We start from the raw sequence: 17,831 nt of genomic DNA, 5'->3' as shown, positions 1-17,831 counted from the left end.
ACTGACGGAGTTTTCTTCTTCCTCGACCTTACCGGAAAGAAGCCTGCCTACGACTACCTTTCAACAAGCGGAAAGGCTGTTGTATGGTATCAGGACATCATTGATCCGCTGCTTGATCCGTTATATGAACATCTTCCGCCGTCAAGCGTTGATAACTATGTTGATTACCGCAAAGATATAGCTGTCGGCTTCGAGAAACTCCTGCAATGCTTCGAGTCATGCACTCACCGCCATGAGAACGATTCATATTACTACTACGGCAGTGATACCGGAAGATATGTTTATTACAATAAGGGTGAGCTTTATGTCACTGACAGCAAGCCTCCGGTCATTTACCGCAGGTCAGCCCTTATCGCTCTTATCGCAGCTTTAGTATCCGGCGGACTTACAAACCTCATATCCTTCTTCTCGACCAAGAGCAAATACAAGCTGAAAGAAAAGACAGATGCAAGGATATATACGGGAAATCATTCACCGTCATACGCCAATAATTCAGATGTTTTCATCCGTACATATACCACCAAGACACGCATACAGTCCAACAGCGGCGGTGGCGGCGGCGGTCACAGCGGCGGCGGCGGTCACAGCAGCGGCGGTACTCACGGCGGCGGCGGCAGACACCGGTAAATACCAATTCATAATTCATAATGCATAATTCATAATTATTGTCGCTTTATCATTCTGTAGTACTCTGTAACGATTAATTTTTTGTAGGGACGGCGATTCGCCGTCCGCAAATAACCAAATAACATCCGGAAACAAATATTGTATGTGTATTGTTACATTGATACACGGACGACCAATTAAGCAGTCTCGCAAATCTATGATTTGCAGAGAATGCTATATGCAGCTCTGATGTAGGTCGTCCCTACAATATAAAGTTTAAAATGATACATTGTAGTAGGGGCGGATATCATCCGCCCTTTTATTTTATGCAGTCACGGTACACAAAACAAATATGAATTATTTGTTAAGAATAGCCAAAGTATTTTTTTGCTCTTGACAAAAGTGATTATTTATGATAATATTTCCCTATAAACCTTTGACGAAGTGTAAGTAACTGCTTTGGATGTTTTTCAGAGAGCCTGCGGTCGGTGTGAGCAGGTATACAATATTGCGGTGAATGGACTTCTGAGGGCAGGCTGAAAGGTTAGTTCCGAGTATGTGCGCCGCAGCGGTACTGCGTTAACAAATCCCGTGTATGTATGTACACATGAGTGGACGTAAATCGTCAAGCGGGGTGGCACCGCAGAAGCTGAATATGTATATTCGCTCCTGTCCCGGCATTTATATGTCGGACAGGAGTTTTTGTTTTGTCCGATTATGCTGTAAATACCTGAATATTATTATTTCAAAGGAGAAGATCACCATGGCAAACGAAAATATCCCATACAAAATATACCTTGAAGAAAATGAACTTCCTAAGCAGTGGTACAATGTACGTGCTGATATGAAGAAGAAACCCGCTCCCCTTCTCAATCCCGGCACCGGCAAGCCTGTTACCGCTGAGGAGCTTGGTCACGTTTTCTGTGACGAACTCGTTAAGCAGGAGCTTGATGATACTACACCTTATATCGACATCCCTGAGGAGATACAGTCTTTCTACAAGATGTACCGTCCTTCTCCGCTGGTAAGAGCTTACTGCCTCGAAAAGGCTCTTGGTACTCCGGCTAAGATATACTACAAGTTCGAGGGTAACAATACCTCCGGAAGCCATAAGCTCAATTCCGCTATCGCTCAGGCTTACTACGCTAAGAAGCAGGGACTCAAGGGCGTTACTACTGAGACCGGCGCAGGTCAGTGGGGTACAGCTCTTTCAATGGCTTGCTCTTACTTTGACCTCGACTGTAATGTATACATGGTAAAGGTATCCTACGAGCAGAAGCCTTTCCGCCGTGAAGTTATGCGTACCTACGGCGCAAGCGTAACTCCTTCACCTTCAAATACAACTGAGGTCGGCAGAAAGATACTTGCTGAATTCCCTGACACAAACGGAAGTCTCGGATGTGCTATCTCTGAGGCTGTTGAAGCTGCTACTTCAAAGGAAGGCTACCGCTACGTGCTTGGAAGCGTACTTTCACAGGTACTCCTCCACCAGACAGTAATTGGTCTTGAAGCAAAGGCTGCTATGGATAAGTACGGCATCAAGCCTGATGTTATCATCGGCTGTGCAGGCGGCGGTTCAAACCTCGGCGGACTTATCGCTCCTTTCATGGGAGAAAAGCTCCGTGGAGAAGCTGATTACCGTATAGTAGCTGTTGAGCCGGCTTCATGCCCAAGTCTCACAAGAGGCGTTTACGCTTACGACTTCTGCGACACAGGTAAGGTTTGCCCGCTCCAGAAGATGTACACTCTCGGAAGCGGTTTCATGCCTTCTCCGAACCACGCAGGCGGTCTCCGCTATCACGGCATGAGCAGCATACTCTCTGAGCTTTACGATCAGGGACTTATGGAGGCTATCTCTGTTGAGCAGACTTCTGTATTTGAAGCTGCTGAAAGATTTGCAAGAGTTGAAGGTATACTCCCGGCTCCTGAGAGCAGCCACGCTATCAAGGCAGCTATCGACGAAGCTCTCAGATGCAAGGAAACAGGCGAAGAAAAGACAATCCTCTTCGGTCTTACCGGTACAGGCTACTTTGATATGTACGCTTACGGCGCTTACAACGACGGCAAAATGGGCGACTATATCCCAACTGATGAGGAAATAGCAAAATCTGTTTCAAAGCTTCCAAAGATCGGCGAATAATATTACAAGGCGGACATTGATTTGTCCGCCTTAATTTGTTGAAAAAGTTATAAATTCACGTTGATTTGCTTGCAAATCAACTCACACGCTTTCTTTGCAAGGGAAAAACTCTATCTTGCAGAGTTTTTCCCTCTTTTTGAGCATTTCTTTAGAAATGCCCAAAAATTCACCCATTTCAGAGCGCTTGAACGATTGTGGGACGCTGTCCCACACCCTGCCAGAGGCGCTGCCTCTGGACTCCGGCAGGGAGCGAGCCGCCCCCTGCACCCCAGCGATTCTGTGCTTTTTCGACACTTTTAAGTGAACATTGATTTGTCCGCCTTTTTACTACAAGACAAAAAAATGCTCCCATGGCAAGGGAGCATTTTTTCTTGGTAAGAGAGATATATTTTATCTGTGATAATTTCATATTTAACGAGTACTTACTTGAACTGTTCATTGTACTCTTTGTACGCCTTGACGATAAGTTCGGCACACAATTCATCTCCAAGTTCGGCGCTGTTGAGGCAGAGGGAGTATAATTCCTTATCCTGCCAGCTTTTGCCGGTATTGACATTGAAGAAAGTTTCACGGCGCTTATCGGCTTTTTTCATGATATTCTCAGCCTTAGTGCTCGGCATACCGTATTCTTCAATAGCTCTTTTTACTCTTTCCTCCGGCGGAGCATAGATATATACGCTGAAACAGCCTTTATCCTCAAGGATATAGCTTCCGCATCTTCCGACAAGCACAAAGCTCTTTTCACGCTCAGCTATTTCGGTTATTATGCGGCTCTCCATAAGGAACACCTTATCAGAAAGAGGGAGATTATCCTCCATTGACCTTCCTGTGTTCGATGAAAGGAGGAGCGAATAAAGAAAACTTGTAGGTACGCTTTCCTCAGCGGATTCGAGATACTCAGCAGATATACCGCACTTCTCGGCAGTCATTTCAAGTATCTGACGGTTATAGAAATTTATGCCAAGTTTTTCAGCCACAAGCTTGCCGATAATACTTCCGCCGCTTCCGTACTGGCGTTCAATAGTGATGATAGGCTTCTTCAAAGTACTCATCTCCGTTCTGCTTTATATGGTCGAATCTATATAATATTATACCACAAAAAATAGAAATTTCAACAATAAAAAGAAATTTTCCTGAGAAAAAAATGAACTTTCTACCTTTTGTACAACGTTATGTTGAAATCATTGTGCATATGTGATATTTGATATTTTTTTAACGTTTAAAATGCAAGTTCGATTCGGGTATAATACTATGTCAGAAAAATATCAGTCTTGCTATTGACAGTTTCGCTAAAATTGTATATAATAGTTAGTAAGGGAAAATACGCAGCGGCGTTTTTCTCAGGCGGTTACACCGCTTCGTTTATGATAATTTTATAGGAGGTAGATTTCAATGTCACTGACAAAGAACCCTAATGTATTAAAATGGGTAGATGAGATGATCGCTCTCTGTAAGCCCGAAAACGTTGTGTGGATCGACGGCTCCAAGGAGCAGCTCGATGCTCTCACAGAAGAAGTAACTTCACTCCCTGATGACAGCTGGGATAAGATGTACAAGCTCAACCCTGAGAAGTACCCTAACTGTCTCTACCACAGAACCCGTGCTAACGACGTTGCCCGTGTTGAGGACAGAACTTTCATCTGTTCAAGAGAAAAGGCTGGCGCTGGCCCGACAAACAACTGGATGGATCCAGCTGAGATGAAGGCTATGCTCACACCTATGTACGACGGCGTTATGAAGGGTAGAACTATGTACGTTATCCCATATTCCATGGGCCCTATCGGTTCTCCTCTCGCTAAGGTAGGCGTTGAAGTAACTGACTCCATCTATGTTGTTCTCAACATGAACATCATGACACGTATGGGTAAGCAGGCTTTCGAGAACCTCGGTGACACTTCCAACGACTTCGTAAGAGGTCTCCACTCCAAGGCTGACGTTGATCCTGAAAAGAGATACATCGTTCAGTTCCCAGAAGAGAATACAATCTGGTCTATCAACTCTGCTTACGGCGGAAACGTTCTCCTCGGCAAGAAGTGCTTCGCTCTCCGTATCGCTTCATTCCAGGGTAAGAACGAGGCTTGGATGGCTGAGCATATGCTCATCCTCGGCGTTAAGAAGCCAAACGGTGACATCAAGTACATCACTGCTGCATTCCCATCCGCTTGCGGTAAGACAAACCTCGCTATGCTCATCCCACCAGAGGGATACAAGAAGGACGGCTATGAAGTATTCACAGTCGGCGACGATATCGCTTGGATGAAGCCTGGCAAGGACGGCAGACTCTACGCTATCAACCCAGAGAACGGCTTCTTCGGCGTTGCTCCTGGTACAAACGCTAAGTCCAACTACAACGCTCTCGCTTGCACAAAGGACGGCGCTATCTTCACAAACGTTGCTCTCGACAACTCCGACAACACTGTATGGTGGGAGAAGCTCAACGAGAATCCTCCAAAGGATGCTACTGAGTGGACTGGTATCAAGTGCAACGGTGAGGAATGGGTAAAGGAAGGCAAGAAGCTTGCTCATCCAAACTCAAGATTCACAGCTCCTGCTAAGAACTGCCCATGCATCTCTCCTGAGTTCAACAATCCGGAGGGCGTTCCTGTATCTGCTATCATCTTCGGCGGCAGAAGAGCTACAACTGCTCCTCTCGTATATCAGTCATTCGACTGGACACACGGTACATACATCGGTTCAGCTGTATCTTCTGAGACAACAGCTGCTGCTACAGGTGCTGTTGGCGTACTCCGTCACGATCCTATGGCTATGAAGCCATTCATCGGCTACAACGTAGGCGACTACTGGGCACACTGGCTCGAAATGGGCGCAAGACTCGGCAGCAAGGCTCCTAAGATCTTCAATGTAAACTGGTTCAGAACAGACGATGAGGGTAACTTCCTCTGGCCTGGTTTCGGCGACAACATGAGAGTTCTCGACTGGATCATCAAGAGAGTTGACGGCGAAGTTGACGCTGTTGAGACTCCTATCGGATACCTTCCAAAGCCTGAGGACATCAACCTCAAGGGCATCGAGGACGAGGTTCCTGCATCTGCTCTCCAGAAGCTCCTTACAGTTGATAAGGAAGAGTGGAAGAAGGAGATCGCTGAGATGAGAAGATACTATGACGAGGACATCAAGGCTAAGGGCGGCAATATCCCACAGGCACTCTACGATGAGCTCGACATGATCGAAGCAAATCTCAACAAGTAATATCAAAAGGCGTGACTTTTGTCACGCCTTTTTTAGTTGAGAGTTGAGAGTGAAGAGTTGAGAGTTATATTATTCATTCTTATTTTTTCTTTATTCTTTCTTATTCAGAGATAAAAAAAGCTCCCCTTATGGGGAGTTTTTTGACATTCCATAGCGGTTGCTGTGAAATGAAAACAGAGCTTGAATAATTTTACAATAGATCGCCTATAATATGCTGAAAGAGCCTTATTTTAAGCTCTTCGGCATAAAAAATTCAATCTATTTGTATTATATCACAGTTTTGGGTTATATACAATATCAGTATTGCACAAATAAATACTGCCGACTTAGTGTAATATAGATAAATAAATATACTGTCTGTAATAGTACTCCGGATCTCCCTCAGATTTCGTCAGTTTTGTGTAACACTCTCCGCGCCTGCTGCGATTATTAATGTGTAGGAGGACAAGGGCTTGAAAAATTAAATAATTCCTACAAAATCGCATGAAATGGCTTGCAATTTCCTTCGTAAACTGCTATTATAATAAATGCGTCCGCAATAACCGCCGAAGGACGGCAGTTGTTCCGAACAGGCATTAATAATGCGCTTTAATATGAAAGGATATTGAAAATGGAGAAATTTATCAAGTGGTGCGTTTCCATACTTCCGAAGCCGCTTCAGAAGATATATTATAAATATGAAGAAAAGTGGCTGTATCTTGTTTTCGGAGGTCTCACCACCGTCGTGTCTATCGTAACAAAGCTGCTGCTTTTCAAGCTTATCCCCGATGAGCCTAAGTGGGAGAGCACCGCAGGCGTTGTTTTCTCTTGGATATGTGCGGTAACATTCGCATTCTTTACCAATAAAAAGTATGTTTTCAAAAACGAGACCAAGAACGCTAAGGAGTTCTGGAAGGTTTTTGCCTCGTTTTACGGTGCAAGACTTGCCACCCTCGGTATGGAGGAGGCTATATTCCTTATCTTCTGCGACCTGCTTGGCATGAGCAAGACTGTGATCACCTTCCTCAGTCAGGTTCTTATCTTCATCGCAAACTATGTTCTCAGCAAGGTGTTCGTGTTCAGAAATAAGGAAAACGATACCGCGGAGCAGCACCATGATTGATACAATTAAAATAGGAAGCAGAACTGTTGCACGGACGGCTGCACTGGCTCCGATGGCAGGAGTTGCCGACAGAGCATACAGGCTCATGTGCAAGAAGTACGGCGCCGCTTACGTTGTCAGCGAAATGGTGTCCGCAAAGGGCATATGCTACAGTGACCGCAAGACCGCGGAGCTGTGTACGGTAACTGATGAGGAGCGCCCTATGGCAGTTCAGCTTTTCGGCAGCGAGCCCGACTTTATGGCTGAGGCTGTGAAGATAGTTCTGGAGTACAGTCCTGACATAATCGACATAAATATGGGCTGTCCCGTGCCGAAGGTAGTTGGAACGGGAGCAGGCTCGGCGCTGATGAAGGACATGAAGCTGGCTGCGGCGATAACCGAAGCAGCAGTAAAGGCGGCAGGGGAGACTCCTGTGACCGTAAAGATACGCAGCGGCTGGAACGCTGAGAGCATAAACGCTCCCGAAATGGCGAAGGCTCTCGAAGATGCCGGAGCTGCGGCAATAGCAGTTCACGGGCGCACAAGGGATATGTTCTACAGCGGCGAGTCGGACAACGGCATTATAAAAGCCGTGAAAGAGGCTGTCAGTGTCCCTGTTATCGGCAACGGTGATGTGACCGACGCGGCGTCCTGCATTAAGATGTATGATGAGACAGGCTGTGACCTTGTGATGATAGGTCGTGGCAGCTACGGCAATCCCTTTATTTTCCGTGAGATAGAGGCGAAGCTGCGCGGCGAGGCTTACGAGCCGCCTGCTCTTGAAACAAAAATGCAGGTAATGCTTGAGCATATCCGTATGATACTTGACCTCAGCGAAAAGTGCGAGGAGCTTGCCATGCATGAGGCACGAAAACACGCTGCATGGTACATGAACGGCTATTACGGCTCTGCAAAATTCCGCGGACGCTGCTATCAGCTTTCCTCCTATGCAGAGGCGGAGACTCTGGCGGAGGAGTTCATTCAGCTTCAGCGGAGCCGACAGGGGGGCGTCTGAGCTGCGTTATACGCTTTGGAATCCGAAACAGTGCAAATTGTATACAGAGTGGACAAAACAGCAAGTTATCGTCAAAGTGTACAAAAAACATATAAAAACTTCGTATGAATGAACAAATATAGGCGAATACTAAAGCTGGATGGCAGAATTTGCCGTAAATACGTTGTTTTTTGAGCAGAATTAAGTATATTGTGCTTAAAACGCGTTGTAAATTCATTTAAGTTTGATACAATTTGTAATTGCCAAATTAAAAATAATGTGATATAATGAAAATGGTAAGAGGTATAATTTTTATGGATTTTATGCCCTCTGCCGAAAAGGAGACCTCTATGAAACTCAGAAAAGGACGTGCCCTCGGTACAGTTGCTTTTCTTGCGGCGGTGATCGCAGGAGTAGTCAGCTGCAATGTCGTCGGACGTACAGAAACTATTGATCATGAGCCTGCAGCAAGCAGCAGCTCCCTTGCCGAAACGACAGAGGGCGTCAAACCGCTCCCCGAGGATCAGCCTGATAAGGTGGTCCATGTTGTTGCAGCAGGCGATAATCTCATACACTATTCGGTATACAAGAATGCCGAGGCTCTCGCAGGCGGCGTGGGTTATGACTTCAAGCCTATGTATTCCGAGGTAAAGTACCTCGTTCAGGACGCTGACCTTGCAATTCTCAATCAGGAGACTATCATCTCCGAGAGCAATCCTGTCCGCGGTGCGGACGGCGGTCAGCTAATTTTCAATTCGCCTCCCGAGGTAGCAGATGCGGTCATAGACCTGGGCTTCGATGTGATCACTATGGCAAACAATCACCTGCTCGATATGGGTACTGACGGTCTTGAGGAGTCTATAAGATTCTGGAACAGAAAGGCAGAGGAGAACGATCTGACGGTTCTCGGTGCTTATCTGAATGAAGAGGATGCAAACAATATCCGCGTTCGTGAGGTCAACGGCGTAAAGATAGCCTTCCTCGCCTATGCGCACCATATAAACGGCTTTGATCCGCTGCTGGACGACGTTCCCCTGAGAGTCATCAAGAACGAGGAGGAGGACGTCATCGAGAGACAGATCAAGGAAGCCAATGATCTGGCAGATGTTGTCATCGTATCCGCTCATTGGGGCGAAGATGATACAACTGTCGTTACAGAGGACAGAATAGAGCTCGCAAACAAAATGGTCGGCTGGGGCGCTGATGTGATACTTGGCTGTCACACTCATACCGCAGAGACTATGGAGTGGATAGAGCGAGATGACGGAACCAAAGGCTTTGTTTACTACTCAATGGGCAATTTCATCTGCGCACAGACCGACAACTTCAACGTTGTGGGAGAAATGCCCGATTTCGATATAGTCATCGACGGTGACACCAATGAGCTCAGGCTCGAAAATGTGGGCTGTATACCTACTATCATTCATTACGAGGACAATTTCTCCAACATGAAGATATACCCATACAGCAAATATTCACCCGAGCTGGCAGAGCGTCACGGACTTCCTTATGCAGTGCCTCAGGGCTCGTATCCCGAGTTCGGCTGGGACGTCATAAACCGCATAATCGACGAGCAGATACCTGCTGAATTCAGGAAACTCGACAAATAATTTGATAAATTCATTTTTGGTTCAAAAACTGCCTTTCACAGGGCTTTTTCAAGAATTTTGCGATTGTGCAAACCGTGCAAAAATCACTTTTGCAGTTTATGTAAAATACCAAAAACGATATGAACCTATTTACTTTTTTTTAGACCTGATATATAATGAAATCATGAATAAATATAGATTTGGGATTTAGTATCCCATCACGGCAGTGTGATGCGTCTTGAGACAAAACCACTGCTGGCAGAGCACAAGCTTTTTAGTCACAGGCTGACGGCAGAGGGGAGCTTCTGAGGGCGTGTACATACGTCGCGTAAGAATCTGTTCCATGCGACCGCAGCTCGGACAGCTTAGCCTCGTCTGTATGACTGACAGCGGCTTTACAGCCACCGCTTTGCACAGCTTTCATTCGTATATCGGTGATGTGGTTTTGCAGGGAGGGCGGAACGGTGTATCCGCTGCATTAAGACATGATATAATAAAAGGGGCGATCGGTTCCTTTGTTATATAACATTACTGAAGAAGGAGGAAAAAATAATGAAGACAAAAAAGGTAGTCGTCGGAGCTTTAGCTGCGATGCTTTCACTTTCAGTCTGCTCACTCGCACCTGCGGTAGCTGCCGGCGAAACAGTGCAGATATCCGTTGGCAAAGTAAACGCAGAGGCAGGTGCAGCATTCTCGGTGGACGTATCGTTGGCTGATATCCCATCTTCCGGCATCCAGTGCCTTGACTTCGCTGTTTCTTATGACAGCAAGGTACTCACAATTGAATCCATAGAGGCAGGAACACTCGTTAAGAACGGTTCTGACTCAAAGGATCTCTCAGCATCTCTTGCACCTCTTTTTGAGGGAACAGTAAACAGTTCAGAGGGCTGGGCGAGTGCGGCATGGTCCACATCTACTGATGATGCTTCATACTGGCTCAAGAGCGATGGCGTTTTCTGCACCATTAAGGGTAAAGTAGCAAGCGGCGTTGCTGACGGCACAGTTGCTGATCTTAAGATCATTCCTATTGATCGTGAGATTTATTCAAAGTCTGGCGTTAAGAATAAGGAAATCAGCTGTGGCTATGAGAAGGACGGCAAGCCCGTCAAGTATGAGACAAAGCTGACTGACGGCAGCGTTACAGTAGGTACGAAGACGGTGACAACAACTACTACACAGCCACCTACAGGCAAGATCACCCGCGGCGACGCTAACTGCGACAGCGGAGTTGATATGTCTGACGTTGTTCTCATTATGCAGAGCCTTGCTAACCCGAATAAGTACGGTCTTAACGGATCTGACGAAAAGCACATTACAGCTCAGGGACAGGCAAACGGCGATGTTGATGACAGCGTAAAGGGTATCACAGGCGGAGACGCTCTGAAGATACAGCAGTGGCTGCTCAAGAGCATTTCTGAGCTCTGATCCGAGATTATCTGATTTGTCCCCCTTACAAAGGAATACAAACCCAATTTATGTTTTATTAATAGGCTTAAAAACCTAAAGAAAGGAATTATTACAAATGAAAAAGTTAATTTCTGCAGTCACATCACTGTGTATGGCTGCATCAATGGTATGCACAGTAGTTCCTGCAACAGTAGGCGCTGCTGACGCTTCCAAGGGATTATCTATTAAAACATATGATATCCAGAATCCTTCCGCTGATTCCGGTAAGTCAGAGATAACAATCGACAAGAAGGACATTCCTGCCGGCGGTTACACAATTCCATCTGCTGTTTACTATTCAGAGGATACAAACAACTCAACAGGTTCACTTCTTGCAAGTATCACAACTGATTCTAAGGATATCCAGTTCAAGATGTATGATCCTTCCAAGGACGCTTACACATCTGAGAACAAGTCCTACAAGCTCGGCGATGTAGAGTTCACAACTAACAAGTACATCTCATTCGGCGGCTACTGCAAGAGCGCAAGAGATGGCTACAAGGCTGCTGGTCTCTATCAGATGGCTTGTGAATCTTCACAGACAGCTGCTAAGACAGACAACTACTTTATCGGCTGCTCATGGATGAACAACGGTAAGGATTATGCTTGGGCAGGCGCAAAGTCTGATTCATATCCATTATATGCATTCGACACAATCATCCCACAGGATATTGCTGCTGGTACATATAAGGTTATGTTCTGTGACTACAACACAGATGCTACCGGCAAGAACGACAATCCTTGCCCAATGGTTGAGAGCGCTGGCACAAGATACACCAAGAAGGAAGGCAACCTCAAGCTCAGCGAGCTCACAATCAAGGTTACTGACGGTAATACAGGTGCAACAACTACAACTAAGCCTGCTGTTACAACAACTACAACTAAGAAGACTGAAGACCCAACAACAACAACTACAGTTAAGTCTGTAGGCGATGCTGATGTTACTTTCGAGTTTGTTGATTACAAGACAGGCAAGAGCTCTGGTACATATAAGCCAGGCGATACAATCGAAGTTGACGTAAACATCAAGGCTGGCGGCAAGCCTGTATCAGCTACAGATGTTCAGTTCAAGGCTAACGGTCTTACAGTTAAGGAGATCGGTGAGAGCGCAGGCGCATTCGACGGCGTATCTGTAAACTCTAACCTCAAGGAGCTCCGCGCAAGCTATGCTTCACTCACAGGTGACACACCTATGGTTCCTGAGGATGGTAAGTCAGCATTCATGCTCACAATCGAAGTTCCTGCAGACGCTAAGGACGGCGTTTACACACTCGATTTCGACAGCCAGTGCAAGATCTTCAAGGATAACACAAACTTCAACTATAAGACAGCTTCAACTCCTCTTACAGTAACTGTTGGTACACCTGATCCAGGTACAACAACAACTAAGCCTGCTGTTACAACAACTACAACTAAGAAGACTGAAGACCCAACAACAACAACTACAGCTAAGCCTTCTAATGCAGACGTTAAGTTCGAGTTCGTTGATTACAAGACAGGCAAGAGCGCTGGTACATATAAGCCAGGCGATACAATCGAGGTTGACGTAAACATCACAGCTGGCGGCAAGGCTGTATCAGCTACAGATGTTCAGTTCAAGGCTAACGGTCTTGAAGTTACTGAGATCGGTGAGAGCGCAGGCGCATTCGACGGCGTATCTGTAAACTCTAACCTCAAGGAGCTCCGTGCAAGCTATGCTTCACTCACAGGTGACACACCTATGGTTCCTGAGGACGGTAAGTCAGCATTCATGCTCACAGTTAAGGTTCCTGCTGACGCTAAGGACGGTACTTACACTCTCGGCTTCGACAGCCAGTGCAAGATCTTCAAGGATAACACAAACTTCAACTACACAACAGACTTTACTCCTCTTACAGTAACTGTTGGTACACCTGACCCAGGCACAACAACTACAACTAAGGCTCCTGGCAAGGAAACAACAACTACAGCTACAGCTACTACAACAGCTAAGCAAGACCCAACAACAACTACAACTACAACTACAAAGAACCCTGGTGAGACTAAGACAATCAAGGTTACAATGTGGGGCGATGCTAACGTTGACGGTAAGGTAAACGTTGCTGACGTTGTTGCTATCAGAAACATGGCTGCTGACATGGATACATTCCTTGCAGACGCTGGATTCGCATTCGACAAGGCTCAGGGCAGAGTAAACGCAGACGTTGTTGATCCTCAGGATATCACAGGCGCAGCTTGCGATCCTGCTAAGGTTAAGATCACAGGTGCTGACGCAGACCTTATCATCAGCTACATCATTTCTAACGGTTATGATATGGCTAAGGCTGTAACTCCTAAGAAGTCCTAAGCAAGAAACATCAATTAAATAAGAGCAATTTGCTCGGAAAGGAAATGCACTGATGAAGAAACTGCTTTCAGCAGTTACATCCGTTGCCATGAGCTTCTCGCTCATGGCAGGTGCATTTGCTTCGCCAGTTAGTGCTGCGGGCGGTAATACTGCTTCGCAGCCTAAACTTAATATGGGCGGAGTACTGGATGTTTCTGCTAATAAAAATGCCGGTGAATCAGTTGAATGGAACATAGGCACTGCAGTTGCTGCTCCTGGTATGTCTGTAACATTACCAGTAGTAGTAAGCAAGTCTACTCTCGAAGTAACAAGTGCTCAGTTCAAGATCAACCCCAAGTCACCTATCAAGCTCACATCTGTTAAGGCAGGTGAGGCCTACGGTGCTAATGCTTCTTACGATGGTAATGTCATCGTTTTAGAGAGAAGCAGCGGTAAGGGCGTTGTTGCTGACAACGATTCAGTGGTTCTCAATCTTACATTTTCTGTTCCAAGTGACTGTGCTGAAGGCGACTATGCAGTAGAGGCTTCTGACCTCTTCGTTAGTAACGCAAAGAGCGCTGATATTACATCAAGTGTGAAGTTCGGTGCAGGTACGATCAAGGTACAGAAGGATATCCCTAATGGTAACGTTACATGGACACTCGATAATGTTGAGGGTGCTCCGGGTGAGACAGTTACATTAAAGGCTTATGTTACAAATACTGACGGAGTTCTCGCAGTTGCAGGCGCTCAGTTCGGTATCAAGACAGAGTCTCCTATCGAATTCAAATCACTCAAGGAAGGCGGAGCTTATGCTTCTCCTATATCTTTTGATGAGAAGGTTCAGACCTACGTATTCGATTCAGGTTCAGGAAAGGGCGTTATCGCTGGCGACAATGCTACTATCATGAACATTTCTTACACGATCCCATCAAGCTGCCCTGAGGGAACCTACAAGGTCTCATGGAGCAATGGCTTCGTAAGTGACAGCCATTCAGCTGACATTACCTCTAAGGTAAAGTTTGTTGACGGTTCGATCAAGGTATCTAAGGGTACTACAGAGGGCAAGACAACATGGACACTCAGCAATGAGAAGGCTAAGCCGGGCGATGTCGTTACTATGACAGCTAAGGTTTCCGATAAGTCCAAGACTGAACTCAAGGTTGGCGGTGCTCAGTTCTGCCTCGATGCTAAATCTCCTATCACTTATAATGATAAGATCGCAGAGGGCGACGCATATGGTGCTGCTATCAAGTACACAAAGGGTACTGACAGATTCGTGTTTGAGCTTAACGGTGCAGGTAAGGCTGCTGCTGACGGATCAACTATCTTCAGCGTAGACTTCAAGGTGCCTGATAATTGTCCTGACGGCGTTTACGCTGTAAACTGGGCAGAGACATTCGTTTCAGACGGCAAGTCTAACGATGTAACAAATGATATTGTTCTTGTTGACGGTTCTATCACAGTAGGAAAGGTAGACGATATCAAGGGAACAGCAACTTGGGTTATCCCAAGTGAAGTAGAGGCAGAGCCCGGCAAGACAGTAGAGCTCGTTGCTAAGGTAAAGGGTGATTCTGATCTTTCAGTTGCAGGTGCTCAGTTCTCTATCGTAGGAACAGATCCTACAAAGCTTAACAGCGTAACAGGTAAGCCTTACGGCTTTACACTTTCTTCCGATCCTGAGTACAAGGCTAACTGCGTTTTCGAAAATGCAACAGGCGCTACTGCAAAGGACGGAGATACACTCTTCACAATTACATTTGACGTTCCTGAGGGCACACCAGACGGACTTTATCCTGTAAAGTGGTCCAAGCAGTTCGTAACAAATGACAAGAGTGTTGATATCACAAAGAATGTTACTTTTGTAGACGGTAGCATCAGAGTTGGCAAGCCAACATCTACAACCACAACAACAGGTACAGCTACTACAACAACTGTAACAGGTACAACTACAACATTACCTACAGGCGCTCTTATCTGGCAGATCGACACAAAGCAGATCGAAGTTCCGGCAGCGGATACAAAGGTCGAGCTCAGAGTCTATGTAAATGATAAGAACAACGCTAAGGTAGGCGTTGCAGGTGCTCAGTTCCGCATTAACAATGATGCTGGCATCACATTAGATTCTGCTAAGGCTTCAGAAGCATATAATGCTAAGTTTGAGACAGATACAAAGACAGACGGCATTGACAAGAGTGCTGTTACATTTGTATCAGAAGACCTCAAGAATGCAGTAGCTGCTAATGACGCTAACGTTGCAGTTCTTACATTTATCGTTCCTGCTAACACACCAGAGGGAACATATGCTGTAAAATTTGCTGACGGTTCACTTGTTGTAACAGATGACAAGTGCAGAGATATCACAAAGAATATCATCGGTCTTGATGGTGCTATCATCATTAAGAAGCCGGATCCTGATGTTCCTACAGGTACATCTACAACTACAACTTCAACAACAACCGGTACAGGTACAGTAACAACAACTGGTACAGGCACTGTAACAGGCACAGGTACAGTAACAACAACTGGTACAGGTACTGTAACAGGCACAGGTACAGGTACAACAACAGGTACAGGTACAACAACAGGTACAGGTACTGTAACAGGTACAGGTACTGTTACAACAACATTAGCTGACGGTGTTATCAGATGGCAGATCGATACAGTACACGCTGTTCCGGGCGAGACTGTAAAGGTTAACATGATAGTACTCGATCCAAATAAGGTAAACCTCGGCGTTGCAGGTGCTCAGTTCACAGTAACACCTTCTATCACAGGCGATAAGGGCGCAGAGCTTACAGCTGTCGGCGACGTATCAGCTTATGGTGCAAAGGTTCATAAGGGTATTGATAACAACATCAGATTTATCTTTGAGGACAAGGATGCTCATGTTGCACCAGACAAGTCAATAGTTGCTGAGTTCAGCTATACTGTTGGTAAGGATGCTGTTCCGGGCACTGAAATCGATCTTGTTATAAGCGATCTCTTCGCTACAAGCGGCAAGTCAGTTGATATCACAAAGAATATACGTGGTATAAACGGTAAGATCATCATTGACGATCCTAAGACTACAACAACCACAACAACCGGTACAGGCACTGCAACAGGCACAGGTACAGGCACAACAACAGGTACAGGTACTGCAACAGGCACAGGTACAGGCACAACAACAGGTACAGGTACTGCAACAGGCACAGGTACAGGCACAACAACCGGTACAGGTACTGTAACAGGTACAGGTACAGGTTCAACATCTTCCACAACATCTACAACTACAGCTACAGGCACAGCTCTGAACATAAGCTTTACAACTACAGCTAATCCGTGGGGAACACTTCCTGTTGAGGAGTGGAAAAATACAACCACAAAGGTTGGCTATGACAAGTCTTATGCAACTATCAAGACAGATGTAGGATACTACTTCAGTCACGATAACGGTGTTCGTGCAAATGGCGATAAGGGTGGATTCAGTCCGGATCAGATCACTGAGATCCAGATCTATGATGTCTACACTGACGGTAAGGTAGAGCTCAGAGAAGCAAAGACAATTGACAGAAGCTGGATCAACTACGGTCAGGCTACACCTGAGAAGGTTTATAAGAGCCGCGATCACGGCACTGAGCACGTAACAATCGATGACTTCAAGTACGAGGTTCCTGTTCTCTATGGCGATATGCCGCTTGTAAATCCTGACGGCTCAGCTCTTACAGTAACCGCTTATATCGGCGTTAAGGGCGATGCTGATCTTAATAACCTCGTAGATGCACGTGATGCATCTGCTGTACTCACATACTATGCTAACTGGAACAAGATTTCAGGTCCTCAGAAGGATGCATATGTTCTGTCTGCAAATGAAAATAACGGCTTGAAGGTTACATCTCCATCAGATGAACTCGACCAGCTTGCTGCATTCCTTGCAGATGTAGATACTGATGAGTACGATGCAAATAACTGGAAGACAAAGAAGAGCGACAGAACAGTAAACGCTGTTGATTCTTCAGGAATTCTCTCATTCTATGCTTTAAAGCAGACTACAATGAAGAATTCGGATTCAAAGGATATCTGGAAATCAGCTCTTTCCGTAAGCAAATAATGAGTCTTACAGTATAAAAACGCTAAAAAAGCAGGTCTTTCGACCTGCTTTTTTACATTATATACCGCTTGACAAGGATACTGGTAAGATGATATAATACAAATTGTAAGAGAAATTAAGCCGAAATAACAAATGAAATAATACTAAAAGTTCATTTGAATGAAAATATTACGATCCATATAGGGCTATATTGTGAAAAAGCTACAAAAAACGGGAATATTAATCGGCAATAATTTTTTGAAAAAATGCACTGTTCTGCTTGACTTATTGACCTTTGTGTGATAAAATGTAGTTATGAATTTTGGGGCGAAGTATATATATACGCATATATCACCCGAATTTCAGCCTAATGCATAGACTCTTATTT

The 17,831-nt window shown here is 45.5% G+C and carries 10 protein-coding genes; 9 read left to right on the top strand and 1 reads right to left on the bottom strand.

All coding sequences use genetic code 11. The features are described from left to right. Both K5677_RS11440 and K5677_RS11435 read left to right on the top strand, forming a co-directional pair. Positions 1-627: hypothetical protein (locus K5677_RS11440; RefSeq protein ID WP_296728113.1), on the top strand; the 627-nt coding region annotated here is incomplete at its 5' end. Positions 628-1,369: 742 nt separating this feature from the next. Then, the gene (locus tag K5677_RS11435; RefSeq protein ID WP_296728110.1) at positions 1,370-2,746 is read left to right on the top strand and encodes a TrpB-like pyridoxal phosphate-dependent enzyme; all 1,377 of its coding nucleotides are present in this window, start codon (positions 1,370-1,372) and stop codon (positions 2,744-2,746) included. 422 nt (positions 2,747-3,168) lie between these two features. Here the strand turns inward: K5677_RS11435 and K5677_RS11430 are convergent, their stop codons facing one another. Next, positions 3,169-3,789, bottom strand: coding sequence for an AAA family ATPase (locus tag K5677_RS11430; RefSeq protein WP_173324526.1), 621 nt, complete (start codon positions 3,787-3,789; stop codon positions 3,169-3,171). A gap of 349 nt (positions 3,790-4,138) precedes the next feature. On the opposite strand from K5677_RS11430, the gene K5677_RS11425 reads away from it, so the two are divergent. The 7 genes from K5677_RS11425 to K5677_RS11395 all read left to right on the top strand — a co-directional run bounded on the left by K5677_RS11425 (position 4,139) and on the right by K5677_RS11395 (position 17,464). Next, positions 4,139-5,956 (top strand): phosphoenolpyruvate carboxykinase (GTP), encoded by a 1,818-nt coding sequence (locus tag K5677_RS11425; RefSeq protein WP_296728102.1) that lies wholly within the window; start codon positions 4,139-4,141, stop codon positions 5,954-5,956. 610 nt (positions 5,957-6,566) lie between these two features. Continuing rightward, positions 6,567-7,058 carry a GtrA family protein gene (locus K5677_RS11420; protein WP_296728095.1) on the top strand — a complete coding sequence of 164 codons (492 nt, stop codon included), beginning with the start codon at positions 6,567-6,569 and terminating at the stop codon, positions 7,056-7,058. Continuing rightward, positions 7,051-8,052, top strand: coding sequence for a tRNA dihydrouridine synthase DusB (gene dusB / locus K5677_RS11415; RefSeq protein WP_296728093.1), 1,002 nt, complete (start codon positions 7,051-7,053; stop codon positions 8,050-8,052). Before K5677_RS11420 ends, dusB begins: the two co-directional genes overlap by 8 nt. A 329-nt stretch (positions 8,053-8,381) precedes the next feature. Continuing rightward, complete coding sequence (locus tag K5677_RS11410; RefSeq protein WP_296728091.1) at positions 8,382-9,641, top strand: CapA family protein; 1,260 nt, start codon at positions 8,382-8,384, stop codon at positions 9,639-9,641. 531 nt (positions 9,642-10,172) lie between these two features. Beyond that, positions 10,173-11,045, top strand: a complete 873-nt coding sequence (locus K5677_RS11405; protein ID WP_296728088.1) for a cohesin domain-containing protein — start codon at positions 10,173-10,175, stop codon at positions 11,043-11,045. 97 nt (positions 11,046-11,142) lie between these two features. After that, complete coding sequence (locus K5677_RS11400) at positions 11,143-13,392, top strand: hypothetical protein (RefSeq protein ID WP_296728085.1); 2,250 nt, start codon at positions 11,143-11,145, stop codon at positions 13,390-13,392. A 52-nt stretch (positions 13,393-13,444) separates the two neighbouring features. Further along, complete coding sequence (locus tag K5677_RS11395; RefSeq protein ID WP_296728083.1) at positions 13,445-17,464, top strand: cohesin domain-containing protein; 4,020 nt, start codon at positions 13,445-13,447, stop codon at positions 17,462-17,464. The last annotated feature ends 367 nt before the right edge of the window (positions 17,465-17,831 follow it).

The organism is Ruminococcus sp., from assembly GCF_024684275.1.
This window is presented reverse-complemented; position numbering and strand designations above follow the sequence as displayed.